The organism is Streptomyces sp. NPDC088817 (assembly GCF_044750345.1).
Classification (GTDB): domain Bacteria; phylum Actinomycetota; class Actinomycetes; order Streptomycetales; family Streptomycetaceae; genus Streptomyces.
Genome location: NZ_JBIVJN010000013.1, coordinates 1 through 26,342, shown reverse-complemented (window position 1 = coordinate 26,342; position 26,342 = coordinate 1). Strand labels below are relative to the sequence as shown.

Genomic DNA, 26,342 nt, shown 5'->3' with positions numbered 1-26,342 from the left:
GCGGCGCCGGTGAGCGACTTGCGGCGGTGACCAACCACGGCCAAGCGGAAGCGGCCCCCCGCCGGCTCACGCCGGTGAGGGGCCGCCCTCATCTCACCCGCAGCCGGTCACAACGGGTCGATGAGCTGTACCTGCGACACCCGCACGCCCTTGATGTCGGCGATCTTGCCGTTCGTGATCTCGGCCTCAAGAGGCGCCGAGTTCCCGGTGTTCGTCTTGCCGGGGCCGAGCTTGTCGGCCGTCACCCCGGTCGTCCCGAGCACGTCGCCGTCCTTGTCGAGGAACTCCAGCTGCACGAAGTAGCTTCGCGCCTTCTTCGCGTGGTTCGTGATCGCGTAGTGCGTGACGTACGCGTGCTTGCCCCACGTGTCGTGGTCCTCGAACCCGTGGCGGACGATCTCGACGTCCTTCTTCGCCGAGTCCTCCGCCGGGGCCTGCGCGGCCGCTGACGCCTTGTCCCCGCCGCTGCTCCCCGAGCTGGTGCCGGTCGTGGTGCAGCCTGTCAGTACGGCTGCGGCAACGGCCCCCGCCGCCAGCCAGATACGCGTACGCATGTCGTGATGTGCCTTCCTGGTGAACCTTCGGACCGCAGAACGTAGCGGCCCGAACCCGGCGGAAACCCCGAACCCGGCGGTAGGCACCCCAACGAGGCGTCCATCGACAGCCTGACCGAGGCTTGATCAAAATGCGCCGGGCCGGGAACCCGTCGCAGGCCAGGGGGCTGGGCGTTGACTAGGCCGGGAACAGCGCGCGGCCGGTGCGAGTGGCCGCGGATCATGGTCGTTCGGTCAGGGATCTTCGTAGCGCCAGGTGAAGCCAGACAGCAGAGACCCGTCCCGGGGGCTCTCGCTGGTCGTCGTCGGCGCGGGCGCCGACTCTGTGGTGCCGCGCCTTGGGCGGCGTACCCGATTCCTGATCAGCCACTTCGCCGTTGCCAGCAGCCAGCCCGCCAGGAGCATCACGACGCCGACGGTCAGGACAAGGCCTACCGTCGCGAACAGTCCGAACTCCGCCAACACCCAAGGGATCTGTTCCTCACCGCAGCCGCATGACTCCATGCCCGCAGGATGCTCGGGAAACACCGCCGGACGCGTCCGCGTGGCCCAACCGCCGCTTGGCGGTGATGGTTTCGGAATCCGGCAGGGTGGTCGCGGACAGGCGTACCTCGCGCAGCGGGAGACCGAGTAGCGGCGGCCCGGCAAGATCCGTCGGACAGGCCCTAGGTGTACTGACCCGGGAGGTTGTGGACCGGTGAGCCAGGTCTCGGCTGAGGGATCTTGAACAAGTGAGGGCCTTCCGGTTCGGTGTGGATTGCGACGTCTACACCAAGCGAAAGGCCCTCGTGCCGTGTCATACGCCGCTACGAACGCGACAGGCCCGGCGAACTCGTGCACGTGGACATCAAGAAGCTCGGCAACATCCCCGACGGCGGCGCACACAGGGTCCTCGGCCGGGCCGCGGGCCGCAAGAACCGCACGAACGCCGGCTACAGCTACCTCCACACCGCCGTCGACGACCACTCCCGCCTGGCCTGCAGCGAGATCCACCCGGACGAGAAGAAGGAAACCGCCACCGGCTCCTGGGCCCGGGCCCACACCTTCTTCGCCCAGGCCGGGATCACCGTCGAACGGGTGCTGACCGACAACGGCTCCTGCTACCGCTCACGCGACTGGCGCGATGCCCTGGCCACGGCCGGGATCACCCACAAGCGAACCCGGCCCTACCGGCCCCAGACCAACGGCAAGGTCGAACGCTTCAACCGCACCCTGCTTGACGAATGGGCCTACGCCCGCCCCTACCACTCCGAGCAGGAACGACGCGACGCCTTCCCCGGCTGGCTGCACACCTACAATCACCACCGCGGACACACCGCGCTCAAGAAGAACTCTCTGCCGCTCGTCTCCGAGAGGTCGACCGTCCTGAAATCGCCCTGCGCCGCCTTGAGTGAGTAGGAGGAGATCACAGCGATGAGCAATGCAGTCGTGCCGACGGTGGCGGCCTTCAACTTGGATGTACTTTCCATGCCGAGGCAGAGGGGGATGGCTGCGTAGCACCAGCCGGCTACCAGGACTGCCCCAAGCGCGCTTGCCAGTGGGCCGGCGGATGCGTCGAGGAGAGGGCCGCCAATTCCCACGGCGGCGCCCGTGACGATGGCTAACGACGCAAGTGACAGTGTGCGCATATTGAGGCAACCTCTGGTGGGTAATGAGCGGGTGGCTCGATCACTCAAGGAATGTGCGATTGTATGGGGATGAGGCGTCGGCCGCAGATCCAGGGCGGCTGGTTCTTCAGTTGGTGAGGCCGTATGCGGAAGCGGGCCGCGGCTCGGGCCGACTGAAAGAGCGTGCTGAGTCAGCCCATGGGTTTGTTGCACATTGAGGCGACGCCGGTGGCCGGGGCGAGGGCTCACGCCCCGCGTAACCTCTTCCTGTGTCAGCCTCCCGCCTGCATCGTGTCGCCGTCCTCGTGCTCGAGGGTGCGAAGCCGCTCGATGTCGGGATTCCCGCGCAGGTCTTCACGACCCGCGCGAGCATGCCGTACGAGGTGCGGGTGTGCGGGGCGACGCCCGGTCTCGTGGCCGGCGGCGACGGCCTCGCGTACTACGTCGCCCACGGCCTCGACGCGCTCGAGTGGGCCGACATCGTCTTCGTCCCCGGCTACCGGTTCCCGGACCGCGACGACCCGCCGCAGGCCGTCGTCGACGCACTGATCGCCGCCCACGACCGGGGCGCGCGGCTCGCCGCGATCTCGACGGGCGCCTTCGCGCTCGCTGCCACGGGCCTCCTCGACGGCAGGCGCGCCACGACGCACTGGCACTACACGCGGGCACTCGTGGCCAGGCATCCGCTCGTCCAAGTTGACGAGAACGTGCTGTTCGTCGACGAGGGCAGCGTGCTCACCTCGGCCGGCGCCGCCTCCGGCATCGACCTGTGCCTGCACATCCTGCGCGGCGACCTCGGAGTGGCCGCGTCCAACCACGCGGCCCGGCGTCTGGTCGCCGCCCCCTACCGCAGCGGCGGCCAGGCCCAGTACGTGCCGCGCAGCGTCCCCGAGCCGCTCGGCGAACGCTTCGCCGCCACCCGCGAGTGGGCACTGCACCGGCTCGGCGAGCCGCTCACCCTCGACATACTGGCGCGGCAGGCCGAGGTCTCGCCGCGCACGTTCTCCCGGCGCTTCGTCGAGGAGACCGGCTACACGCCCATGCAGTGGGTGATGCGCGCCCGCGTCGACCTGGCCCGCGAACTGCTCGAGCGCTCGCAGCGCAGCGTCGAACAGATCGCCGCCGACGTCGGGCTCGGCACCGGTGCCAACCTGCGCCTGCACTTCCAGCACATCCTCGGCACCACACCGAGCGAGTACCGGCGCACCTTCACCCGGGGCGAGTAACCCGCCCGGGCGCCGTGTGGCGGGATCCTTTTGAACCATGGCGATCCCGCCACTGTCAGCCGCGCGAGCCGCGGGCGACCCTGGTGGCGAAGGGAAGGGACACCACACATGACTCGCATCGCCATCAACGGATTCGGCCGCATCGGACGCAATGTGCTGCGCGCGCTGCTGGAGCGCGACAGCGCCCTCGAGATCGTCGCCGTCAACGACCTCACGGAGCCCGCCACTCTCGCCCGGCTGCTCGCCTACGACAGCACGGCCGGTCGGCTCGGGCGCCCGGTGACCGTCGACGGGAACGCCCTCGTCGTCGACGGCCGTCGGATCACGGTGCTGGCCGAGCGCGAACCGGCGGAGCTGCCGTGGGGTGAACTCGGCATCGACATCGTCCTGGAGGCAACCGGCCGCTTCACCTCGGCCAAGGCTGCCCGCGCCCACCTCGACGCGGGCGCGAAGAAGGTGCTCGTCAGCGCGCCCTCGGACGGTGCCGACGTCACGCTCGCGTTCGGCGTCAACACCGACGCCTACGACCCCGCCGTGCACACGATCGTCTCGAACGCCTCCTGCACCACCAACGCCCTCGCGCCGCTGGCCGCGGTCCTCGACGAACTCGCCGGTATCGAGCACGGGTTCATGACGACGGTGCACGCCTACACGCAGGAGCAGAACCTTCAGGACGGTCCCCACCGCGACGCCCGTCGCGCCCGGGCCGCCGGCGTCAACATCGTGCCGACCACGACCGGCGCCGCCAAGGCGATCGGTCTGGTGCTGCCGAACCTCGACGGCAGGCTGTCGGGCGACTCGATCCGCGTACCGGTGCCGGTGGGCTCGATCGTCGAACTCAACACGACCGTCGCCCGCGACGTGACACGCGACGACGTGCTGGCGGCGTACCGCGCCGCGGCGGAGGGACCGCTCGCCGGCATCCTCGAGTACTCGGAAGACCCGCTCGTGTCCTCCGACATCACGGGCAATCCCGCCTCGTCGATCTTCGACTCGGCCCTCACCCGCGTCGACGGCCGCCACATCAAGGTGGTCGCGTGGTACGACAACGAGTGGGGCTTCTCGAACCGAGTGATCGACACACTCGAACTCCTCACCACCCGCTGACCGAACACCGGGGCGTTACCCGGCCTCCGACGACCGCGCCACCGGCCGGGCTCACCCGGCCGATCCCGGCGCGGTCGATACGATGGCCCGGCGCGTCCGGGGCCTGCCGACGGTCCCGCCCCCAGCGAGAGGTCCACCCAGTGAGCCAGCTCCACGCCCGTGCGGCGGTGTTCTCGGCCGGCTCCTGGGGGACGGCGGTTGCCAAGATCATGGCTGACGCCGGCAGCGACGTGATCGTGTACGCCCGCCGCAGTGAGATCGCCGATGCGATCAACACCCGCCACCGCAACCCGGCCTACTTCCCGGACCTCGCGCTGCCTGTCTCCCTGACGGCCACGACCGATCCGGCTACAGCCCTGGACGGCGCGGACTATCTCGTGCTGTCCATCCCCGCCCAGACCCTGCGGGCCAATCTCGCCGTATGGGCGCCGTACATCGGGCCGGACACCGTGATCGTGTCGCTGATGAAGGGCATCGAGCGGGATACCGGGCTGCGGGCGAGCCAGGTCGTCGCCGAGGTGACCAGTGTGGGCGCGGACCGTGTCGCGGTGCTGTCGGGGCCGAACCTCGCTCGCGAGATCATGGACGGCCGGCCTGCCGCCGCGACCGTCGCCTGCCCCGACGAGGACGCCGCGCGCCGCTTCCAGACGGCGTGTCACACCCGGTACTTCCGGCCCTACACCAGCACCGACGTGATCGGCTGCGAGCTGGGCGGCGCGGTGAAGAACGTCATCGCTCTGGCGGTCGGCATCGCCTCGGGCATGGGCCTGGGCGACAACGCCGCGGCGCTGCTCATCACCCGGGGCCTGGCGGAGATCACCCGACTGGCCACGGCCATGGGAGCCCACCCGGCCACCCTCGCCGGTCTGTCCGGCCTCGGCGACCTGGTGGCCAGCTGCACCTCCCCGCTCGCCCGCAACCGCACCTTCGGCGTCCACCTCGGTCAGGGCCTGAGCGTCGAGGAGGCGACGGCAGCCACCCGGCAGACCACCGAGGGCGTCAAGTCCGCCGAGGCGGTCCTCGACCTGGCCCGCGCCCATGACGTCGAGATGCCGATCACGGAAGTGATCTCCGCCCTGCTCAACGACAAGGTCACCCTCGACGAGGCCGCGGCCGCGCTGATGCAGCGGCCCCCCGGACCCGAGCGCTGACCGCGGGCGGATGGGACTGCGCTCTTGCCGTCGGACGGTGCGGGGGAGGGGCGGGGCCGGCTCAGGCGGTGAAGTCGAGACGGGCCAGGCGCAGTGGGCCCTGCAGCCTCAGTCGTAGGTCGTGGACGCCGGTGGTGGTGGTCGGAGTGGTGAGCCTGGTGTAGTCGTACGGGCCCCGTGTGGGAGTGTCCAGAGTGACGACAGCTAGTACCGGGCCGCCGTCGAGGGACAGTTCGACCGTGCCCTCGCCCGACACCTCCACGCTCAACTCCGTCACTCCGGTGCCGAAGTCGCAGTAACGGTAGAGGAGTTCGCCCGGCCTGCCGGGTACGGGGGTCACCGCGTCGCCCGTCGTTCTCGTCCGGTCGACGATCTCGATGCCCGACTGCTCGTCGAAGTCGGCGGCGTCCAGGCCCTGTTCCAGGACCGGGCGCGGGGTGCCGGGCTCGCCGTCGAGGGTGAGGGTGGTGCGGAGGCGGATGTCCTGGCTGGAGGCGCCGACGAGGAGGTCGTAGGGGCCGGGTTCCAGGCGCCACCGGCCCTGGGAAACGTCCCAGAACTCCAGGCGGGTGAGCGGGACTTCGAAGGTCAGGGTCGCGCTCTCGCCGGGGGCGAGCGTGAGCCGGCGGTGGGCGGCCAGTTCGCGGCGCGGGCGTGGGACCGACGGGTTCGCGGCGCGGGTGTAGAGCTGGGCGACCTCGTCCGCGGTGACGCGCCCGGTGTTGGTGACCGTGAAGGACACATGCACTGTGTCCCGTTCGACCCGGGCTGTCAGGTCGCCGTACCCGAACGACGTGTACGACAGCCCGTGTCCGAAGGGGAACAGCGGGGTGCCCTCGTAGTACAGGTACGTCTGGCGGCTACCGATCACGTCGTAGTCGAGCAGGTCCGGCAGGTCGGAGTCGTCCTCGTACCAGGTCTGCGGGAGCCGGCCGGCGGGGGAGGAGTCACCGGCCAGCACCCGGGCCAGGGCGGTACCCGCCGCCTGGCCGCCATGGGCGGTCCACAGCACCGCCCGCAGGGGCGCGGGGTCGACCGCGTACGGGTACGACGAGACCAGCACCAGCGCCGTGTCCCGGTTCGCGGCGCGGGCCGCGCGCAGCAGCCGCTCCTGGTGCTCCGGCAGCCGCAGGGTCGTACGGTCCCGCGTCTCCCGGCCGCCGATGTGCGGGTCGTTGCCCGCCACCACCAGCACCACGTCGGCCCGGCCGGCCGCGCGCGCCACCGCCTCCTCCCCCCGCTCGGACACGACCAGTTCGAAGACCTCCGCGACCTGCGAGCCGTCCGTGCCGTCCGTGCCGTCCGTACCGTCCGTCCCGGTCTCCTCCGCGACCCTCACGCCGTCGGCGGTGACACGGACGTGGCGCCCCGTCCCGAGGTGCCGCAGGAGGTGCCCGCCGCCGTGCGGTTCGAGGCGGAACGTCTCCTGCACCACCCAGCCGCCGGGCTGACCGGCCGAGGCGCGCACGTAGCCGTCGTCGGCCACCGAGAGGTAGTGGCCGTCCGGTGCGCGCAGGGTCAGGACGCCCTCGCCCCAGTCCATGAGGGCCAGTTCGGTGCCCTCGGGGTCGGTGGAGAGCGGCGGCAGATCGGTGCGGCCGGCCAGCAGGGCCGGGTCGAGCGCCCCCTCCGCGCCGCGCGCCTGACCTTCGGCCGCCGCGTTCACGGTGCCCGGCGGTACATGCAGGAAGCGGCCGTCGGCCGTGCGCAGCCGCACCCGGTCCACGCCCTCCGCGAACTCGACGCGCTCGGCGCCGAACCGCTCGTACAGACCCTCCAGGGGTGTGGACCGGTGCAGCAGCGTTCCGCTGTACCAGTCGAGCTTGCACTCGTCGGCGAGCGGGCCGACGACGGCGACGCGGGTGCCGGCGGCCAGGGGCAGCAGCCCGTCGTTGCTCAGCAGCACGACCGCCTGCTCGGCGGCCTCCAGCGCGAGCGCCCGGTGCCCGGGGGTGTCGAACTCCCCGGTGCCTGCGTGCGGATCCTCCCGCGGGTCGAACTCGCCGAGCCGGAAGCGTACCGAGAGCTGCCGGCGCACGGCCGTGTCGACGTCGGCCTCGGTCAGCAGGCCCCGCTCCAGGGCGCCCCGCACCCGCGCCACGATCTTCGCCGGATCCGTGCCGTGGTCGGTGAAGCTGTCCACGCCGGCCAGGAGCGCGGCCGCGGTGGCCTCCTCGTGCGTGGCGAAGTAGCGCTCGGAGTCGACCAGGTTGGAGGGCGCGCCCGCGTCCGAGCAGACCAGCAGATCGTCGTCGGCCCAGGTGCGCAGGTGCTCGCGCAGGTACGGCGAGACGTGGTTGGGGCGGCCGTTGACCAGGTTGTAGGCGGGCATCACGCCGGCCACCGCGCCCGCCGCCACCGCCTCGCGGAAGGCCCGCAGGTCGTACTCGTGCAGGACGCGCGGGCGCACCGAGGAGGACGTGGTGTCCCGGCGGGTCTCGTTGTTGTGGGCCAGCCAGTGCTTGAGGACCGGTGCCGTGCGCCAGTACACCGGATGGCCGCCGCGCAGCCCGCGGGTGTAGGCGACGGCGATCGCCGACGTCAGCCCCGGATCCTCCGAGTAGCCCTCCTCGTTGCGGCCCCACAGCGGGTGGCGCAGCAGATTCACCACCGGCGCCCAGACGTTGAGGCCGACGCGGTCGTCGCGGGCGCGCATCGCGCGTACCTCGTGGGAGACCGCCTCGCCGATCCGGCGCACCAGGTCGTCGTTCCAGGTCGCGCCGAGCCCGACGGCCTGCGGGAAGACCGTCGCCGGGCCCATCCACGCCACCCCGTGCAGTGCCTCCTGACCGGTGCGGAACGCGGGGATGCCCAGTCGCCCGACGGGGGGTGCGAACTGGTGCAGGAAGGAGACCTTCTCGTCGAGGGTCAGCCGCGCCAGCAGATCGTCGACCCGCTTCGCGAACGGCAGCCGCGCATCGCGGAACGGTGGCGTGTGAGGCGTTCGTACGGTCACGTGGGGGTCCCCTAGCGCTGGAACGGCAAGCCTCTTTCGAAGCGCTTCGATGCTCAGGTGCCTCGGGGGCGGGTGTCAAGACGGTCCGGGGCAACGCGTCCGGTTCCTGCCCCCGCACCTCAAGGGGCGTATGCGGTCCGTCCGGCACGCCACCCCTCGGAGCAATCTTGGATCCGACCCTTGTGCACCCCCAGGTGTTCACCTAACCTCGCAGCAACATCGAAGCGCTTCGACTCAGTTCGACCTCCCCGTATCGATACATCGATACATAGAGACACCGCAGCCGACGGCCCCACCGCCGGGTGTCCTGGTGCGCCACGAAGGGTTGACGCAATGACGCCGAACGCCGCCCCCGCCTCCGCCGGCCCCAGCCGGAGAAGCTTCCTCGCCTCCACGGCGGTCGCCGCCGCAGCGGTGGCGGGAGGGATGCCGCTGCTCGCCGCCTGCGACAGCGGCGACAGCGGCTCGCGCGGTGGCACCACGTCGGGCAAGGACGCCAGGAAGCTGCTGCCGTCCTACGTGGCGAACAACGTCGTCACACCCGACATCCCCGCCAGGAACGGCTCCGCCGTCGGCTTCACGCGCCAGCTCGACCTCGCCGGCCTCAGGACCTCCGTGCCGAAGAAGCTCGGCAAGGGCGGCAAGGTCAGCGTCATGTCGCCCTTCTGGGGCTCCCCGCCCAAGCAGGACAACGCGTACTACCGGGCGATGAACGACCTCATCGGCGTCGACGTCGTCTGGCAGAACCAGGACGGCAACACCTACGACCAGAAGCTCGGAGCCGTCCTCGCCTCCAGCAGCATCCCGGACGTCGTGGTGGTCCCCGGCTGGAACATGGGCGGCAAGATACCCAGCGCGATCACCGGCAAGTTCGCCGACCTGGGCCCCTACCTGTCCGGGGACGCGGTCAAGGAGTACCCGAACCTCGCGGCGATCCCCACGGACGCCTGGCAGCGCTCCATCTTCGGCGGGAAACTGCGCGGCCTGCCCATGCCGGCCTCCTGTGTGACGAACATCGTGCCCCTCTACCGCGAGGACCTGTTCGACAAGGAGGGCTACCGACTCCCCAGCTCGGCGGACGAGTTCCTGGCGCTGGCCAAGGAGATCACCAACGCCCGGGCCAAGCGGTGGGCCTGCGGCGACATGAAGTGGACCGCGTTCAACGCCTTCGGTGTGCTCTCCGGCGGCGAGAAGCCCCTCGGCTGGGACCTCGTCGACGGCAAGCTCGTCAACCGCGTCGAGACCCAGGAGTACCTGGAGGCGCTGGAGTGGACCCGCAAGCTCTTCGCCGCCGGATGCGTCCACCCCGACTTCGAGCTGGGCAAGAGCGCCTCCACCGACCCGGGCCCCAAGTTCGCCGCCGGCGAGTTCCTGATCTACAACAACGACATCTCGCAGTGGTACAGCCGGACGGCCGAACAGGCCGCCCAGAACCCGGCCTTCAAGGTCTCCGGCATGGACATATTCGGCCACGACGGCGGTCGGCCCACCCTGTGGGCCACCCAGCCCGCCAACATCTTCGCCTTCGTCAGCAAGAAGGCGTCCGAGTCCGTGATCCGTGACGCGCTGGCCGTCGCCAACGTCACCGCGGCCCCGTACGGCACCAAGGAGTACATGCTCACCAACTACGGGGTCGAGGGCACGCACTACACCCTGAAGGACGGGGTGCCCGTCAAGAACGACAAGGGCAACAACGAGGTCATCAACGCCTACATCATGATCGCGAGCCCCGCTCCGACCCTCGCCCACCCGGACTTCCCGGACGTCACCCGGGCGCAGGTCGAGTGGCAGCAGCGGATGGGCGGCTTCACCAGGAAGTCCGCCTTCTACGGCATGCAGATCACCGAGCCCTCCCGCTGGACCAACCTGTCCAACGACTTCGAACAGCTGGAGGACGACATCGTCCGCGGTCACAAGAAGATCAGCGACATGCAGCAGGCCGTCTCCGACTGGAAGAGCAAGGGCGGCGACAGACTCCGCGACTGGTACAGGAAGATCCTCGACGAGAACGGCTCGGCGGCAGGCTGAGCCGGGCGCCGAGGCAAGGAGACCGGCCGTGTCCCACAGCACGGTGCCTCGGAGCGGGACCGAGGCCGACACGACGGCGAGGACCGCGAAGGCGTCCGGCGGCGCCACCGGAACCCGGAACGCCCCGCACGCCGGGAGGCTGAGCCTGCGGATCAGGTTCCGGCGCGACCGCGTGCTGCTCCTGATGACGCTCCCGGCCGTCGTCCTCGTCCTGCTCTTCAACTACATACCGATTCTCGGCAACGTCGTCGCCTTCCAGGACTACGACCCCTACATCAGCGACAACGGCGTCGTCTCCATCCTGCACAGCCCCTGGGTGGGCCTGGCGAACTTCCGGGCGATCTTCGCGGACTCGGCGTTCTGGAACGCCGTGCAGAACACCCTGGTGCTGTTCTTCCTCCAGCTCGTGCTGTACTTCCCCGTCCCGATCCTGCTCGCGCTGCTCATCAACAGCGTGGTCAGGCCCCGGGTGCGGGCGGTCGCGCAGGCCGTGCTGTACCTGCCGCACTTCTTCTCCTGGGTGCTGGTCATCGCCGTCTTCCAGCAACTGTTCGGCGGCGCCGGGCTGCTCTCCCAACTCCTGCGGCAGCACGGCTACGACGGCCTCGACATCATGACCGACCCCACCACCTTCAAGTTCCTCGTCACCGCGCAGAGCGTGTGGAAGGACGCCGGCTGGGGGATCATCGTCTTCCTCGCCGCGCTCGCCTCGGTGAGCCCCGACCTGTACGAGGCCGCCGCGATGGACGGCGCCGGACGGTGGCGCCGCATCTGGCACGTCACGCTGCCCGCGCTGCGCCCGGTCATCGCACTGCTGCTCGTGCTGCGCGTCGGCGACGCCCTCACCGTCGGCTTCGAACAGATCCTGCTGCAACGCGACGCCGTCGGCCCCGGCGCGGCCGAGGTCCTGGACACCTTCGTGTGGTGGAACGGCGTGCGCAACCAGGACTTCGGCTACGCGGCCGCCGCCGGCCTGATCAAGGGCGTGGTCAGCCTCGGACTGGTCCTCGCCGCGAACAAGGTGGCCCATCTCATGGGCGAGCAGGGGGTGTACCGGAAGTGACCGCCGTGATCGACAAGCCCGTACGGGAACGCCGTGGATGGGCCGCCCCGGACCGGCCGGTGTGGGAGGAGAAGCCCACCAGGGCCGGCCTGGCGGGCAAGGGACTCGTTCTGGCCCTGGCCTGCCTGGCGATCCTCTTCCCGCTGTGGATCGTCGTCGTCACCAGCCTGTCCTCGCGCAGGACCATCGACGAGGCGGGCGGTCTGGTCATGGTGCCCCAGGACATCACCTTCGTCGCCTACCGGGAACTGCTCGGCGGCGGCCAGGTCACCCGCGCCGCGGTCGTCAGCATCCTGGTCACCCTGGTCGGCACGCTGTTCTCGATGACCGTGTCCGTGCTGTGCGCCTACGGCCTGTCCCGCACCGGCTCGCTCGGCCACCGCTGGATCCTGATGACGCTGCTGGCCACGATGTTCTTCAGCGCCGGTCTCATCCCGACCTACCTGCTGGTGCAGACCCTCGGCCTGACCGACACCTACCTCGCGCTGATCCTGCCCAGCGCGGTGAGCGTGTTCAACATCCTCGTACTGCGCGGCTTCTTCATGAACATCTCGCCGGAACTCATCGACAGCGCCCGCATCGACGGCGCCGGCGACCTGCGCATCCTGTGGCAGATCGTGATGCCGCTGTCCCGCGCGGTGCTCGCCGTGATCACGCTGTTCTACGCGGTCGGCTACTGGAGCGCGTGGTTCAACGCGTCCCTGTACCTCAACGACCAGAGCATGCTGCCGCTGCAGAACGTCATGATCCAGCTCGTCCAGAAGCAGCAGGCTCCCGTGGGCCTCGCCCAGTCCATCAAGACCGGTCAACTCTCCGGGCTCGCCGTGCAGATGGCGGTCATGGTGATGGCACTGCTGCCGGTGGCCGTGCTGTCGCCGTTCGTCCAGAAGCACTTCAGGAAGGGGATGCTCACGGGGGCCGTCAAGGGATAGGAGCACTGTGATGCACACGATCGCCGACCGCCGCGTCCTCTTCGGCGGCGACTACAACCCCGAGCAGTGGCCCGAGGAGACCTGGCACGACGACGTCCGGCTGATGAAGGACGCCGGGGTCAACTCCGTCACCCTCGGGGTGTTCTCCTGGTCGAAGCTCGAACCGCACCCCGGGGCACGGGAGTTCGGCTGGCTCGACACGGTGATGGACCTCATGGGGGAGAACGGCGTCGGCGTCGTCCTCGCCACGCCCACCTCCTCGCCCCCGCCCTGGATGGGCCGCCTGCACCCGGACACCCTGCCCCGCGACGAGGACGGCCGCACCGAGTGGTGGGGCGGCCGGCAGCACTTCTCGCACTCCAGCGCCACCTACCGCCGCTACGCCGCCGCCATCACCGAGGACCTGGCCGCCCGCTACGCGGACCACCCCGCCCTCACCATGTGGCACATCAACAACGAGTACTGCACCCACGACTACGGCGACGAGGCCGCAGCCGCCTTCCGTCGCTGGCTGCGCACGAGGTACGGCGCCCTCGACGCCCTCAACGCCGCCTGGGGAACGGCGTTCTGGAGCCAGGGCTACGACAGCTGGGACGGCGTCCTGCCCCCGCGCCGCGCGCACTACCTGAAGAACCCCGCCCAGGTCCTCGACTTCCGCCGCTTCACCTCCGACATGCTCCTGGAGTGCTACCGCGCCGAACGCGACGTCGTCCGCCGGCACACCCCGCACCTCCCGGTCACCACCAACTTCATGCCGCTGTGGTCCGGTCAGGACGGCTGGCGCTGGGCCGCCGAGGAGGACGTCGTCTCCGTCGACCTCTACCCCGACCCGCGCGACCCTCTCGGCGCCCAGTACGGCGCGCTCGTCCAGGACCTCACCCGCTCCCAGGCCCGCGGCCCCTGGATGCTCATGGAACAGGCCGCGGGGGCGGTCAACTGGCGCGGTGTCAACCACCCCAAGCCGTCCGGGCTCAACCGCCTGTGGTCCCTCCAGGCGGTGGCCCACGGCGCCGACGCCGTCTGCTACTTCCAGTGGCGCCAGTCCCGGCAGGGCGCGGAGAAGTTCCACTCCGCGATGGTCGGCCACGCCGGCGAGCAGGGTCGCACGTTCCAGGAGATCAAACGCATCGGCGCCGAACTGGACCGGATCGGCGCCGAGGTGTCCGGCACCCACGGCAGCCGCGACATCGCGGTCCTCCACGACTGGCACTCCTGGTGGGCCTGCGAACAGGACGGCCGCCCGTCCACGCACGTCGCGTACCCCGAGGTGCTGCGCGCCTGGCACCGCGCCCTGTGGGAAGCCCACCTCCCCACCGACTTCGCCCACCCCGAACACGACCTCACCGCCCACCGGCTCGTCGTCGTCCCCCAGCTCTACCTGCTCACCGACGCGGCCATCGACAACCTCCTCGCGTACGTCGCGGGCGGCGGCACCCTCGTGTGCGGCTTCCTCACCGGGGTCGCCGACGAGGACGACCGCGTGCGCCCCGGCGGCATGGACCCCCGGCTGCGCGAGCTGTTCGGCATCCGCACGCTGCACCAGTGGTGGCCGCTGGACGCGGGGGAGAGCGTCGTGTGCGCGGGCGGGCTGCGCGGGACGCTGTGGTCGGAGGAGATCGAGGCCGCCGGCACCGCCGACGAGACGGTCCCCTACCAGGGCGGCGAACTCGACGGGCTGCCCGCCGTGCTGCGCCGGGGCCGCGCCTGGTACGTCTCCACGCTCCCGGAGCCCGAGGCGCTGCGCACCCTGCTCACCCGCGCCGCCGCCGACGCGGGCGTCCGCCCGGTGCTGGACGGACTGCCCGCAGGGGTCGAGGCCGTCCGGCGCGGCGAGCTGCTGTTCCTGCTCAACCACGGACGCGAGCCGGTCACCGTCGACGTGCCGGGTACCCACCGCGACCTGCTCACCGGGGAGGCCGTGACCGGCCGTACGACGCTCGGACGGTACGGAGCGGCGGTGCTGAAGCCGTGAGGGGCGGACCTCGGCACGGAACCTGGGAACCCCTCCCGGCCGCCCGCTGGGAGGACGCCTTCCTCAGCGGCAACGGCCACCACGGCGCCCTCGTGTTCGGCGACCCGGACGACGACCGCGTGATCGTCACCCATCACACCCTCGTCCGCCCCAACGGCGCCGAGCACGCCCGGCCCCCGCTCCTCGCCGATGAACTGCCCGCCCTCCAGGACCGGTTGCTCGCCGGTGACCCCACCGCAGCCGAGTCCTTCACGGACGGCCGCCCGTTGCAGTGGGTGCAGCCCTTCCACCCGGCCTTCCGGATCCGGCTGCACCGCCCGTCCCGTGCCCGCCGGGGCTACCGCCGTTCGGTCGACTTCACCAGCGGCGAGACGACGGCGGTGTGCGGCGACTGGAGCAGCCGCGTCTTCGTCTCCCGCGCCGACGACGTGATCGTCCAGCACGTCACCGCGCCCGGCCCCACGCTCGGCGTCCGCCTGGACCACCGGCTGCCCGGCGCGCCGCCCGGCCTGCGCGTCGAAGACGGAGCGCTGCTCACCGCCGAGGGCGCCGTACTGAGCCTGCACGCCCGCTACCCCGGCAGCGACCGCGCCTACACCGGCGTCACGCTGATCGCCGTCACCGGGGGCACCACGGCCCTCACGCCGCCCGGAGTGCGCATCACCGGCGCGGACTCGGTGCTGCTGCTCACCCGGGTGCGCCGGCACACCGGTGAACCGGCGGTGACCGAGGAGGCGGGGACCCTGCTCGACCTGCTCACCGCACGGACGTACGACGACCTCCTCGACCGCCATTTGCGCGCGCACCGCACCGCCTACCACCGTGTCACCCTCGACCTGCACGGCGAACCCGACGAACGCGCCCTTCCCGGCTCGGAGTTGCTGAAGCGACCCGGCAGCGCGGCCCTGGCGGAGCGGCTGTTCGGAGCGGGCCGCTACCACCTGCTGTCCGCCAGCGGCCTGCTCCCGCCCCGGCTCACCGGACTGTGGACCGGTGACTGGGACACGGCCTGGTCCGGCGCGTTCACCACGGACGCCAACCTCAACCTCCAGACCGCCTCCGCCGCCGCGGCGGGACTCCCCGAGGCCGGTGAAGCGCTGGCCCGGCTCGTCGAGACACAACTGCCCCACTGGCGGGACAACGCCCGCGCGATCTTCGGCACCCGAGGAGCCGTCGCCCCCGCGCACACCGACGGCGAGTCCGGCCACAGCTACCACTTCAGCCGTGAGTACCCGCTGCACCTGTGGACCGCGGGAGCCGACTGGCTGCTCAAGCCGCTCGTCGACCTCGACGAGACCCGCGGCGCCCAGGACCCCCGCACCGCCGCCGCTCTCGCCGAAACCGCCCGGTTCTACGAGGACTTCCTCACCCGCACCGACGAGCACGGCCACCTCGTGGTCGTCCCCTCCTACTCACCCGAGAACCGCCCCGCCAACGCGAGCTGGGGCACGCTCAACGCGGCCATGGACCTCTCCGCCGCCCGGCACGCCCTGCTGACGGCCGCCGCCTACCACCCCGGCACCCCCGACGCCGGCCGCTGGCAGGCCCTCGCCGACCGCCTCCCGCCGCACCGGATCAACGCCGACGGCGCCCTCGCCGAATGGGCGTGGCCCGGCCTGGCGGACACCTACGACCACCGCCACCTCAGCCACCTCTACGCCGTCTGGCCGCTGGACGAGATCGACCCCCACGACACCCCGGACCTGGCCGCCGCCGCCCACCGCGCCCTCGTACTGCGCGGCGCGGAGAACGACTCGGCCCACGGCCACCTCCACCACGCCCTGATCGCGGCCCGCCTCGGCGACGGCGCCCGCGCCGCCCGCGCCCTCGCGAACGTCCTGGACGGCGACTACTTCCACGCCTCCCTGATGAGCGCCCACTACCCGAACCGGAACGTCTACAACGCCGACGCCGCCCACACCCTGCCCGCCGTGCTGATCGAGACGCTGGTGCGGTCCACCCCGGACCGGCTGGTCCTGCTGCCCGCGCTCCCGCCCGCCTACCCGGAGGGCGAACTGCGCGGCGTCCGCACCCGGTTCGGGGCCGAGCTCGACCTGACGTGGGGCCCCGACGCGGCCACGGCGCTGCTGCGCCCCACCCGCACCCTCCGTATCGACCTGAGGACTCCCTCCGGCGCACGACCGCTCGACCTGGTCGCCGGAGAGGTCCACGCCCTCGACCTGAGGACGTGGTGACCCCCGCAACTCCCCCCACCCATGGAAGGGACACCACCATGGCAACACGCACACGGAGCAGGCTGTGCACGGCGCTGCTCGCGCCGGCCCTCGCCCTCGGCGCCACCGTCGGCCTCGCCTCCGCCCCCGCCCAGGCCGCCGTCTGGAACTCCTGCGACCAGTGGGGCAACACCACGCTGAACGGCTACACGCTCTACAACAACATCTGGGGCTCCGGCGCCGGCAGCCAGTGCATCTGGGCCAACTCCGGCACCAACTGGGGCGTGTCCGCGAACCACCCCAACACGGGCGGCATCAAGTCCTACCCGAACGCCAAGAAGGTGGTCAACAAGTCGATCACCTCGCTCGCCTCGCTCACCAGCAGCTACAACGTCACCGTCCCGTCCTCCGGCGCGTACAACACCTCGTACGACATCTGGGACACCGGCTACAAGTACGAGATCATGCTCTGGGTCAACAAGACCGGCGCCGTCGGCCCGCTCGGCAGCTCCCAGGGCAGCCTCACCCTCGGCGGCTCGACCTGGACCGTCTACAAGGGCAACAACGGCTCGAACGACGTGTTCTCGTTCATCCGCAGCTCCAACTCCGGCTCCGGCACGGTGGACATCCTGCCGATCCTGAAGTGGATCAAGGACACCAAGGGCTGGTTCGGCAACGTGACCATCGGGGACGTGCAGTTCGGCTTCGAGATCACGTCGTCGTCCGGCGGCCTGAACTTCACCACCAACAGCCTCACGGTCAGCAGCAGCTGATCCCGGCGGGCCCCCGAGTGTGCGGCCGGTCCCGAATAGGGGAGGGACCGGCCGCACGTCCGCGCCGTGCTACCCGGCGACCGGGAGTTCGGCACCGTCCCGCAGGAACAGCGGAATGCGGTCCAGCGGGGCGTCGACCGTCACGGCCGTACCGCCCTCGTACTCCCGGCCGGTCCACGCGTCGGTCCACCGCGCACCCGCGGGGAGGTATGCGGTGCGGGCCGTGGCCCCGGCCGTCAGCACCGGGGCGACCAGCAGATCCCGGCCCAGGAGGTAGGAGTCGTCCGACGTCCACGCCGTCTGGTCCGCGGGGAACTCCAGGAACAGCGGCCGCATCACCGGCAGCCCCTCCTCGTGGGCCTCCCGCATGACCTCCAGCACGTACGGCTTCAGACGCTCGCGCAGCCGCAGGTACTTCTCCAGGACCGGGTAGGCCCGGTCCCCGTACGACCAGACCTCGTTGGGGCCGCCGGTCATCCGGGGGCCCAGCGGCATGCCCGGGTCCCGGAAGCCGTGCAGCCGCATCAGCGGGGACAGCGCGCCGAACTGGAACCAGCGCACCAGCAGCTCCTGGTAGGCGGGGTCGTCCGGGTCGCCGCCGTGGAAGCCGCCGATGTCGGTGTTCCACCAGGGGATCCCGGACAGCGCGGTGTTCAGGCCGGCCGCGATCTGGCGGCGCAGGGTCGCGAAGTCGGTGCCGATGTCACCGGACCACAGGGCGGCGCCGTGGCGCTGACTGCCCGCCCACGCCGAGCGGTTGAGGGTGATCACCTCGTCCACGCCGGTCGCGCGCAGGCCCTCGTCGAAGGTGCGGGAGTTCTCCGCCGGGTAGAGGTTGCCGACCTCCAGGCCTGGACCCGCCCAGTAGCGCAGGTTCTCGGCGAAGCCCGGCTTCAGCTCCGGCTCGCAGGCGTCCAGCCAGAACGCCGTGATGCCGTACGGGTCCAGGTAGTTCTCCTTGATCCTGGACCACACGAATTCCCGCGCCTCGGGGTTGGTGGCGTCGTAGAAGGCCACCTGGACGGTGGAGGCGACCTCCTTGTCGGGCCAGTCGGCGTGCGCCATCGGGCCGTACTGGGTGCCGATGAAGTAGCCGCGCTGCTCCATCACCGGATGGTTCTCGCTCAGCGGGGAGACCGAGGGCCAGACGGACACCACCAGCTTGATGCCGAGGTCCGCCAGCTCGCGCACCATCGCCGCCGGGTCGGGCCACTCCTTCGGGTCGAACCTCCACTCGCCCAGGTGGGTCCAGTGGAAGAAGTCGCAGACGATCGCGTCGATGGGCAGGTTCCGCCGCTTGTACTCGCGGGCCACTTCGAGGAGTTCGTCCTGGGTGCGGTAGCGCAGCTTGCACTGCCAGAAGCCGGCCGCCCACTCGGGCAGCATCGGGGTGCGGCCGGTCACCGCGCTGTAGCGGCGCTGGGCGTCGGCCGGGGAGCCCGCGGTGATCCAGTAGTCGATCTGCCGGGCGGAGTCCGCCACCCAGCGGGTGCCGTTCCCGGCCAGCTCCACACGGCCGATGGCCGGGTTGTTCCACAGCAGCGTGTAGCCGCGGCTGGAGGTGAGCACGGGGATCGTGACCTCGGCGTTGCGCTGGACCAGGTCGACGACCAGGCCCTTCTGGTCCAGCCGGCCGTGCTGGTGCTGGCCGAGCCCGTACAGCCTCTCGTCGTCGTAGGCGGCGAAACGCTGCTCCAGGCGGTGGTGGCCGTTGCCGACGGCGGTGTAGAGGCGTGGTCCTGGCCACCAGAAGTGGGCGCGTTCCTCCGCCAGCAGTTCCGTGAGGCCGTCGGTGCGCAGGAAGCGGACGAGGCCCGCGGCGTCGACATCGACCGTGAGCGCGCCGACCGTCAGGCGACCTCGGCCGTCCTCGATCTTGACGGTGCTCTCGGTGGCCGGGGCGTCGGCGAGGAGCGCGCCGGGCAGGTCGTCCAGGACCGGGCCCCCGAGCCGGGCACGGACCCGGACCGCGTCCGGCCCCCACGGCTCGATGCGGACGGTCTCCTGGCGGCCGCTCCACTCCAGCACGCCGTCCCGGTCGCGGAACGTGCCGACCGTGGGGGAGGACTGGGCGAGGCTGACCGGGCCGTGCGGGGGCTGGTTCTCAGCATGCTGGTTCACCGGGTTCCTCCGAGGATGCCCCGCCCTTCAGAGCGGGGAGGAATGGGACGAGCTGGTACGCTTTCCGGCGTGCTGAGCGAGAACCAAGCCAGCACAGCGGCTCCTTCGCTTGCAGTGCCGAACCGGGCTGGTTCCACCCCGGCTGGTGTTGATCGTGTAAGACCTGCTGGTCCGCTGGATCCGCAGGCGACGTGAGCCAGGAATCTCCCTGTTTCAGCTGGGAGAGGGTTCAAGAGTGCTCCTTGAAGGAGTGGGACGGAGGCGTCCTGGGCGGGCCAGGGACGGAGCGGACCGGTGTCAGGAGCCGGAGGCGACCGGCCCCGAACTCGCCCGGACCGTCAACTCCGGCGCGATGAGCACCACTTCGTCCGCGCCCTGCCCGTCGAGCTTGGCCACGAGGCGCGCGACCGCGTGCCGCCCCATCTCCTGGGCGGGGATGCCCACCGAGGTCAGCCGCACCGAGGCCTGGACGGCGACCTGGTGCGGGCAGATCGCGACCACCGACACGTCCTCGGGGATCGCCCGGCCCTGCTGGCGCAGCAGGGCGAGCAGGGGTTCGACGGCGGACTCGTTCTGCACGACGAAGCCGGTGGTGCCCGGGCGCTCGTCGAGGATCCGGGCCAGGGTCAGGGCCATCGCGTCGTACCCGCCCTCGCACGGACGGTGCAGCAGGCCCAGGCCCAGCTCGCGGGCCCGGGAGCGCAGGCCGTCGAGGGTGCGTTCGGCGAAGCCGGTGTGCCGTTCGTAGACCGCGGGCGCCTCGCCGATGACGGCGATGTCCCGGTGCCCGAGCAGCGCCAGGTGCTCCACGCACAGCGCGCCCGTCGCACCCCAGTCCAGGTCCACGCAGGTCAGCCCCGTGGTGTCGGTGGGCAGACCGATCAGGACGGACGGCTGGTCCGTCTCCCGCAGCAGCGGCAGCCGTTCGTCGTCCAGCTCGACGTCCATCAGGATCATGGCGTCGGCGAGCCCGCTGCCGGTGACCCGGCGCACGGCGTCGGGGCCCTCCTCACCGGTGAGGAGCAGCACGTCGTAGCCGTGGGTACGGGCGGTGGTGGCCACGGCGATGGCGATCTCCATCATCACCGGCACGTACATGTCGGTGCGCAGCGGGATCATCAGGGCGATGATGTTCGACCTGCTGCTCGCCAGGGCACGGGCGCCCGCGTTCGGGTGGTAGCCGAGTTTCCGGATGCTCTCCTCGACCCGCTGCCGGGTGCTCGCGGAGATGGACCGCTTGCCGCTGAGGACGTAGCTCACCGTACTCGCCGAGACTCCGGCGTGCTGGGCGACCTCGGCGAGGGTGACCATCCAGCTCTCCAAGGTGTGTGAAGCGCTTCGACAGTGCGCAGTACCGACATCGGGAGGTAAGGGTGGTTCGACAGTAGCCCCGGCAGGAGTGAGTGTCCATAGGCTGTCGAAGCGCTTCGATTGTTTTCTTCCCCTGCTCCCGGACGCGCCATCCGAACGGAGTACAAGGAGTGGTCGTCACGCCCCGCACACACGATGCTGGGTGGAAACAGACCGAGACAGACGGTGGACTGCGAGCGTCCGTGCGCGTGGGGTGGTGGGTCCGCCCGGTATCGGGTACATACGATCCAGTAGCACCGGTCGGTAACGTACCGCGCCCTCCATCCCTCTTCGCGGCGAGGTGAGCCTCATGTCCGCACCAACGTCCAACAAGCCCACTGTCACCGAGCGCGAGGCCCGCCAGGTGGCGGAGGCCGCCCGGGAGCAGGACTGGCACAGGCCCAGTTTCGCCAAGGAGCTGTTCCTCGGCCGCTTCCGGCTCGATCTCATCCATCCGCACCCGCTGCCCGCGGCCGACGACGTACAGCGCGGCGAGGAGTTCCTCGCCAAGCTCCGCGACTTCTGCGAGACGAAGATCGACTCGGCCCGGATCGAGCGCGACGCGCGGATCCCGGACGAGGTCGTCACCGGGCTCAAGGAGCTCGGCGCGCTCGGCATGAAGATCGACACCAAATACGGCGGCCTCGGCCTGACCCAGGTCTACTACAACAAGGCCCTCGCCCTGGCCGGCTCCGCCAGCCCCGCGATCGGCGCGCTGCTCTCCGCGCACCAGTCGATCGGCGTGCCGCAGCCGCTGAAACTCTTCGGCACGCAGGAGCAGAAGGACACCTTCCTGCCCCGCTGCGCCCGCACCGACATCTCCGCCTTCCTGCTCACCGAACCGGACGTCGGCTCCGACCCGGCGCGCCTGGCGACCACGGCCGTCCCGGACGGGGACGGCTACGTCCTCGACGGGGTCAAGCTGTGGACGACCAACGGCGTCGTGGCCGACCTCCTCGTCGTCATGGCGCGCGTGCCGAAGTCCGAGGGCCACCGCGGCGGCATCACCGCGTTCGTCGTCGAGGCCGCCTCCGAGGGCGTCACCGTGGAGAACCGCAACGCCTTCATGGGCCTGCGCGGCATCGAGAACGGCGTCACCCGCTTTCACCGGGTGCGGGTCCCGGCCGCCCACCGCATCGGCGCCGAGGGCCAGGGTCTGAAGATCGCCCTGACCACCCTGAACACCGGGCGTCTCTCCCTGCCCGCGATGTGCGCGGGCGCGGGCAAGTGGTGCCTGAAGATCGCCCGCGAGTGGTCCGCGGTCCGCGAACAGTGGGGCAAGCCGGTCGCGCTGCACGAGGCGGTCGGCTCGAAGATCTCGTTCATCGCGGCCACCACCTTCGCGCTGGAGGCGGTCCTCGACCTGTCGTCCCAGATGGCCGACGAGAACCGCAACGACATCCGCATCGAGGCCGCCCTCGCCAAGCTCTACGGCTCCGAGATGGCCTGGCGGATGGCCGACGAGCTGGTCCAGATCCGCGGCGGCCGCGGCTACGAGACGGCCGCGTCCCTCGCCGCCCGCGGGGAACGCGCGGTCCCCGCCGAGCAGATGCTGCGCGACCTGCGCATCAACCGCATCTTCGAGGGCTCCACCGAGATCATGCACCTGCTGATCGCGCGGGAGGCGGTCGACGCCCACCTCTCGGTCGCCGGCGACCTCATCGACCCCGACAAGTCCCTGTCGGACAAGGCGAGGGCGGGCGCGAACGCGGGCGTCTTCTACGCCAAGTGGCTGCCCAGGCTGGTCGCGGGCCCGGGCCAGCTCCCGCGCTCGTACGCCGAGTTCCACCCGCCCGGACACGTCGATCTGTCCGGCCACCTGCGCTACGTGGAACGCCACGCCCGCAGGCTCGCCCGCTCCACCTTCTACGCCATGTCCCGCTGGCAGGGCCGGATGGAGACCAAGCAGGGCTTCCTCGGCCGGATCGTCGACATCGGCGCCGAACTGTTCGCGATGAGCGCGGCCTGCGTCCGCGCCGAGCTCCTGCGCACCCAGGGCGACCACGGCCGCGAGGCCTACCAGCTGGCCGACGCCTTCTGCAGGCAGTCCCGCATCCGCGTCGCCGAACTCTTCGACCGCCTGTGGACCAACACCGACGACCTCGACCGCAAGGTCGTCAAGGGCGTCCTCGGCGGCGCCTACACCTGGCTGGAGGAGGGCGTCATCGACCCGTCGGACGACGGCCCGTGGATCGCGGAGGCGACCCCCGGACCGGCGAAGAGGGAGAACGCGCACCGCCCGATCCGGTGACGGTAGGACCCTGCGGCCCGGCGGGCGCGGCCACCAGCGGAACGGCCGTGCCCGCCCTGCGGTTCGGGCGGTGGCGACGACGCATGACCCACGGGAGGGGGACGCTCTGTCATTCCGGGCACCGGGTGCGGCCACAATGGGGGGATGAGCGACAGTCCAGCCCCTCTCGCCGACCCGCACCTCGTCTTCGACCCCGTCGCCGGGGACGGCCCCAAGGACGTGGTGGTGCTCGGGTCCACCGGGTCCATCGGCACCCAGGCCATCGACCTCGTACTGCGCAACCCGGACCGCTTCCGGGTCACCGGGCTCTCCGCCAACGGCGGACGGGTCGGTCTCCTCGCCGAGCAGGCGTACCGGCTGCGGGTACGGACCGTCGCCGTGGCCCGCGAGGACGTCGTACCGGCCCTGCGCGAGGCGCTTACCGCGCAGTACGGTGCGTCCGAGCCCCTCCCCGAGATCCTCGCCGGACCGGACGCGGCCACCCGCCTCGCCGCCTCCGACTGCCACACGGTCCTCAACGGCATCACCGGCTCCATCGGCCTCGCCCCGACCCTCGCCGCCCTGGAGGCGGGCCGCACCCTCGCGCTCGCCAACAAGGAGTCGCTCATCGTCGGCGGCCCGCTGGTCAAGGCGCTCGCCAAGCCCGGCCAGATCATCCCGGTGGACTCCGAGCACGCCGCCCTCTTCCAGGCGCTCGCGGGCGGAACGCGGGCCGATGTGCGCAAGCTCGTCGTCACCGCCTCCGGCGGCCCCTTCCGCGGCCGGACCAAGGCCGAGCTCGCCGACGTCACCGTCGAGGACGCCCTCGCCCACCCCACCTGGGCCATGGGCCCGGTGATCACGGTCAACTCCGCCACCCTGGTCAACAAGGGGCTCGAGGTCATCGAGGCACACCTGCTGTACGACATTTCCTTCGACCGCATTGAGGTCGTCGTGCATCCGCAGTCGTATGTCCACTCGATGGTTGAGTTCACCGACGGATCCACCCTCGCCCAGGCGACGCCCCCGGACATGCGCGGGCCCATCGCCATCGGCCTGGGCTGGCCGGAACGCGTTCCCGACGCCGCGCCCACCTTCGACTGGAGCAAGGCGTCGACCTGGGAGTTCTTCCCGCTCGACACCGAGGCCTTCCCCTCCGTGGGGCTCGCCCGGCACGTGGGCGGGCTCGGCGGCACCGCCCCGGCCGTGTTCAACGCGGCCAACGAGGAGTGCGTCGACGCGTTCCTGCGCGGCACACTGCCCTTCAACGGGATCATGGAGACCGTGACACACGTGGTCGAGGAGCACGGCACACCCGCCACGGGAACTACCCTGACGGTGCCGGACGTCCTCGAAGCGGAGACCTGGGCCCGCGCCAGGGCCCGGGAACTGACAGCGCGAACGGCGACAGCGGAGGCGCGTGCATGACGTCCTTGATGATGATCCTCGGCATAGTCGTCTTCGTGGTGGGCCTGCTGGTCTCCATCGCGTGGCACGAGCTGGGGCATCTGTCCACCGCCAAGCTCTTCGGCATCCGCGTGCCGCAGTACATGGTGGGATTCGGCCCGACGCTGTGGTCCCGCAGGAAGGGCGAGACGGAGTACGGCGTCAAGGCCATCCCGTTCGGCGGCTACATCCGCATGATCGGCATGTTCCCGCCGGGCGACGACGGCCGGATCACGGCACGCTCCACCTCGCCCTGGCGCAGCATGATCGAGGACGCCCGCTCGGCGGCCTTCGAGGAGCTCGGCCCCGGTGACGAGAAGCGCCTGTTCTACACCCGTGCCCCGTGGAAGCGGGTCATCGTGATGTTCGCGGGCCCCTTCATGAACCTGATCCTCGCGGTCGCGCTGTTCCTGACCGTCCTCATGGGCTTCGGCATCTCGCAGCAGACGACCACCGTCAGCTCCGTCTCCCAGTGCGTCATCGCGCAGAGCGAGAACCGCGACGACTGCAAGAAGACCGACGCCCCGGCGCCGGCCGCGGCCGCGGGCCTGAAGGCGGGCGACAGGATCGTCTCCTTCAACGGGGTGAGGACCGACAACTGGAACGAGCTGTCCGACCTGATCCGCGCCAACCCCGGCAAGCAGGTGTCGATCGTCGTCGACCGCAAGGGACAGGACGTCACCCTGCACGCGAAGATCGCCACCAACCAGGTCGCCAGGAAGGACTCCCACGGCCAGATCGTGCAGGGGCAGTACGTCAGCGCGGGCTTCCTCGGCTTCAGCGCCGCCACCGGCATCGTCCGCCAGGACTTCGGCCAGTCCGTGACCTGGATGGGCGACCGGCTCGGCGAGGCAGTCCACTCCATCGCGAGCCTGCCCGGCAAGGTGCCGGCCCTGTGGAACGCGGCCTTCGACGGCGCTCCACGCCAGCCCGACTCCCCGATGGGCGTGGTCGGCGCGGCCCGCGTCGGCGGCGAGATCTTCACCCTGGACATCCCGCCCACCCAGCAGCTGGCCATGGCCCTGATGCTGGTCGCCGGCTTCAACCTCTCCCTGTTCCTGTTCAACATGCTCCCGCTGCTCCCGCTGGACGGCGGGCACATCGCGGGGGCGCTGTGGGAGTCGCTGCGGCGGAACCTGGCGAGGGTGCTGCGCCGACCGGACCCCGGTCCGTTCGACGTGGCGAAGCTCATGCCGGTGGCCTACGTGGTGGCGGGCGTCTTCGTCTGCTTCACCATCCTGGTCCTGATCGCGGACGTGGTGAACCCGGTCAAGATCTCCTAGCGGAGACCCCGTGGAAGGCGGCCGGACGGATCTCCCGTCCGGCCGCCTTCCATTGAGTGGGTTTGGCCGGGTGGGATGTGCTGGGGCGCACGGGCGTGCCGTAATCTCGATGCCTGGAGCCCGCCGCTGAACGAGGCCGGACCTTGATCCACGACTTGGGGTTGCACAGCAGATGACTGCGATTTCTCTCGGCATGCCGTCCGTTCCGACCAAGCTCGCCGAGCGCCGCAAGAGCCGGCAGATCCAGGTCGGGTCCGTGGCCGTGGGCGGGGACGCTCCGGTGTCGGTGCAGTCGATGACGACGACGCGTACGTCGGACGTGGGTGCGACGTTGCAGCAGATCGCGGAGCTGACGGCGTCGGGTTGTCA

General features: G+C 70.8%; 17 protein-coding genes and 1 pseudogene. 14 read left to right on the top strand and 4 right to left on the bottom strand.

What is annotated here, in order from left to right; all coding sequences use genetic code 11:
• Nucleotides 1-107 precede the first annotated feature (107 nt).
• Nucleotides 108-554: a hypothetical protein gene (locus ACIP4X_RS23300; RefSeq protein WP_401350379.1), complete on the bottom strand. Its 447-nt coding sequence runs from the start codon at nucleotides 552-554 to the stop codon at nucleotides 108-110.
• A gap of 777 nt (nucleotides 555-1,331) precedes the next feature.
• Here ACIP4X_RS23300 and ACIP4X_RS23295 point away from each other — a divergent pair.
• From ACIP4X_RS23295 to ACIP4X_RS23280, 4 genes and pseudogenes are all read left to right on the top strand, one after another.
• Nucleotides 1,332-1,952, top strand: a pseudogene (locus ACIP4X_RS23295) (IS481 family transposase); the annotation flags it as partial.
• Between the two features lie 478 nt (nucleotides 1,953-2,430).
• Nucleotides 2,431-3,387 carry a helix-turn-helix domain-containing protein gene (locus tag ACIP4X_RS23290; RefSeq protein WP_358734611.1) on the top strand — a complete coding sequence of 319 codons (957 nt, stop codon included), beginning with the start codon at nucleotides 2,431-2,433 and terminating at the stop codon, nucleotides 3,385-3,387.
• Between the two features lie 108 nt (nucleotides 3,388-3,495).
• Nucleotides 3,496-4,494 carry a type I glyceraldehyde-3-phosphate dehydrogenase gene (gap, locus tag ACIP4X_RS23285; RefSeq protein ID WP_391458374.1) on the top strand — a complete coding sequence of 333 codons (999 nt, stop codon included), beginning with the start codon at nucleotides 3,496-3,498 and terminating at the stop codon, nucleotides 4,492-4,494.
• A 140-nt stretch (nucleotides 4,495-4,634) separates the two neighbouring features.
• Complete coding sequence (locus ACIP4X_RS23280; protein WP_401350375.1) at nucleotides 4,635-5,645, top strand: NAD(P)H-dependent glycerol-3-phosphate dehydrogenase; 1,011 nt, start codon at nucleotides 4,635-4,637, stop codon at nucleotides 5,643-5,645.
• 61 nt (nucleotides 5,646-5,706) lie between these two features.
• Here the strand turns inward: ACIP4X_RS23280 and ACIP4X_RS23275 are convergent, their stop codons facing one another.
• Nucleotides 5,707-8,601: a glycoside hydrolase family 3 C-terminal domain-containing protein gene (locus tag ACIP4X_RS23275; RefSeq protein WP_391458376.1), complete on the bottom strand. Its 2,895-nt coding sequence runs from the start codon at nucleotides 8,599-8,601 to the stop codon at nucleotides 5,707-5,709.
• Between the two features lie 333 nt (nucleotides 8,602-8,934).
• Between ACIP4X_RS23275 and ACIP4X_RS23270 the strand changes: the two genes are divergently transcribed.
• The 6 genes from ACIP4X_RS23270 to ACIP4X_RS23245 are packed head-to-tail and all read left to right on the top strand — an operon-like array spanning nucleotide 8,935 to nucleotide 17,543.
• Nucleotides 8,935-10,629 carry an extracellular solute-binding protein gene (locus tag ACIP4X_RS23270; RefSeq protein WP_391458378.1) on the top strand — a complete coding sequence of 565 codons (1,695 nt, stop codon included), beginning with the start codon at nucleotides 8,935-8,937 and terminating at the stop codon, nucleotides 10,627-10,629.
• Nucleotides 10,630-10,657: 28 nt separating this feature from the next.
• Nucleotides 10,658-11,692, top strand: a complete 1,035-nt coding sequence (locus ACIP4X_RS23265; protein WP_358734603.1) for an ABC transporter permease subunit — start codon at nucleotides 10,658-10,660, stop codon at nucleotides 11,690-11,692.
• Complete coding sequence (locus ACIP4X_RS23260; RefSeq protein WP_358734601.1) at nucleotides 11,689-12,624, top strand: carbohydrate ABC transporter permease; 936 nt, start codon at nucleotides 11,689-11,691, stop codon at nucleotides 12,622-12,624. Before ACIP4X_RS23265 ends, ACIP4X_RS23260 begins: the two co-directional genes overlap by 4 nt.
• Before the next feature lie 10 nt (nucleotides 12,625-12,634).
• A complete protein-coding gene (locus ACIP4X_RS23255) occupies nucleotides 12,635-14,596 on the top strand; it encodes a beta-galactosidase (protein WP_391458382.1) in 1,962 nt (653 codons plus the stop codon).
• Nucleotides 14,593-16,791, top strand: a complete 2,199-nt coding sequence (locus tag ACIP4X_RS23250; RefSeq protein WP_391458384.1) for a glycosyl hydrolase family 95 catalytic domain-containing protein — start codon at nucleotides 14,593-14,595, stop codon at nucleotides 16,789-16,791. The genes ACIP4X_RS23255 and ACIP4X_RS23250 overlap by 4 nt, the downstream gene beginning before the upstream one ends.
• A 38-nt stretch (nucleotides 16,792-16,829) precedes the next feature.
• Nucleotides 16,830-17,543: a GH12 family glycosyl hydrolase domain-containing protein gene (locus ACIP4X_RS23245; RefSeq protein ID WP_358734595.1), complete on the top strand. Its 714-nt coding sequence runs from the start codon at nucleotides 16,830-16,832 to the stop codon at nucleotides 17,541-17,543.
• 69 nt (nucleotides 17,544-17,612) lie between these two features.
• Here ACIP4X_RS23245 and ACIP4X_RS23240 read toward each other — a convergent pair whose 3' ends face one another.
• Complete coding sequence (locus tag ACIP4X_RS23240; protein WP_401350369.1) at nucleotides 17,613-19,664, bottom strand: TIM-barrel domain-containing protein; 2,052 nt, start codon at nucleotides 19,662-19,664, stop codon at nucleotides 17,613-17,615.
• A gap of 297 nt (nucleotides 19,665-19,961) precedes the next feature.
• Nucleotides 19,962-20,975 carry a LacI family DNA-binding transcriptional regulator gene (locus ACIP4X_RS23235; protein WP_358734590.1) on the bottom strand — a complete coding sequence of 338 codons (1,014 nt, stop codon included), beginning with the start codon at nucleotides 20,973-20,975 and terminating at the stop codon, nucleotides 19,962-19,964.
• Nucleotides 20,976-21,324: 349 nt separating this feature from the next.
• Between ACIP4X_RS23235 and ACIP4X_RS23230 the strand changes: the two genes are divergently transcribed.
• The 4 genes from ACIP4X_RS23230 to ACIP4X_RS23215 all read left to right on the top strand — a co-directional run.
• Entirely contained in the window at nucleotides 21,325-23,265 is a 1,941-nt protein-coding gene (locus ACIP4X_RS23230; RefSeq protein ID WP_358734588.1) for an acyl-CoA dehydrogenase family protein, read from the top strand.
• A gap of 144 nt (nucleotides 23,266-23,409) precedes the next feature.
• Nucleotides 23,410-24,672: a 1-deoxy-D-xylulose-5-phosphate reductoisomerase gene (gene dxr / locus ACIP4X_RS23225; RefSeq protein WP_358734586.1), complete on the top strand. Its 1,263-nt coding sequence runs from the start codon at nucleotides 23,410-23,412 to the stop codon at nucleotides 24,670-24,672.
• 8 nt (nucleotides 24,673-24,680) lie between these two features.
• Complete coding sequence (locus ACIP4X_RS23220) at nucleotides 24,681-25,973, top strand: site-2 protease family protein (RefSeq protein WP_358734770.1); 1,293 nt, start codon at nucleotides 24,681-24,683, stop codon at nucleotides 25,971-25,973.
• Between the two features lie 172 nt (nucleotides 25,974-26,145).
• A partial coding sequence (locus ACIP4X_RS23215; RefSeq protein ID WP_276112244.1) for a flavodoxin-dependent (E)-4-hydroxy-3-methylbut-2-enyl-diphosphate synthase occupies nucleotides 26,146-26,342 on the top strand: 197 nt, incomplete at its 3' end.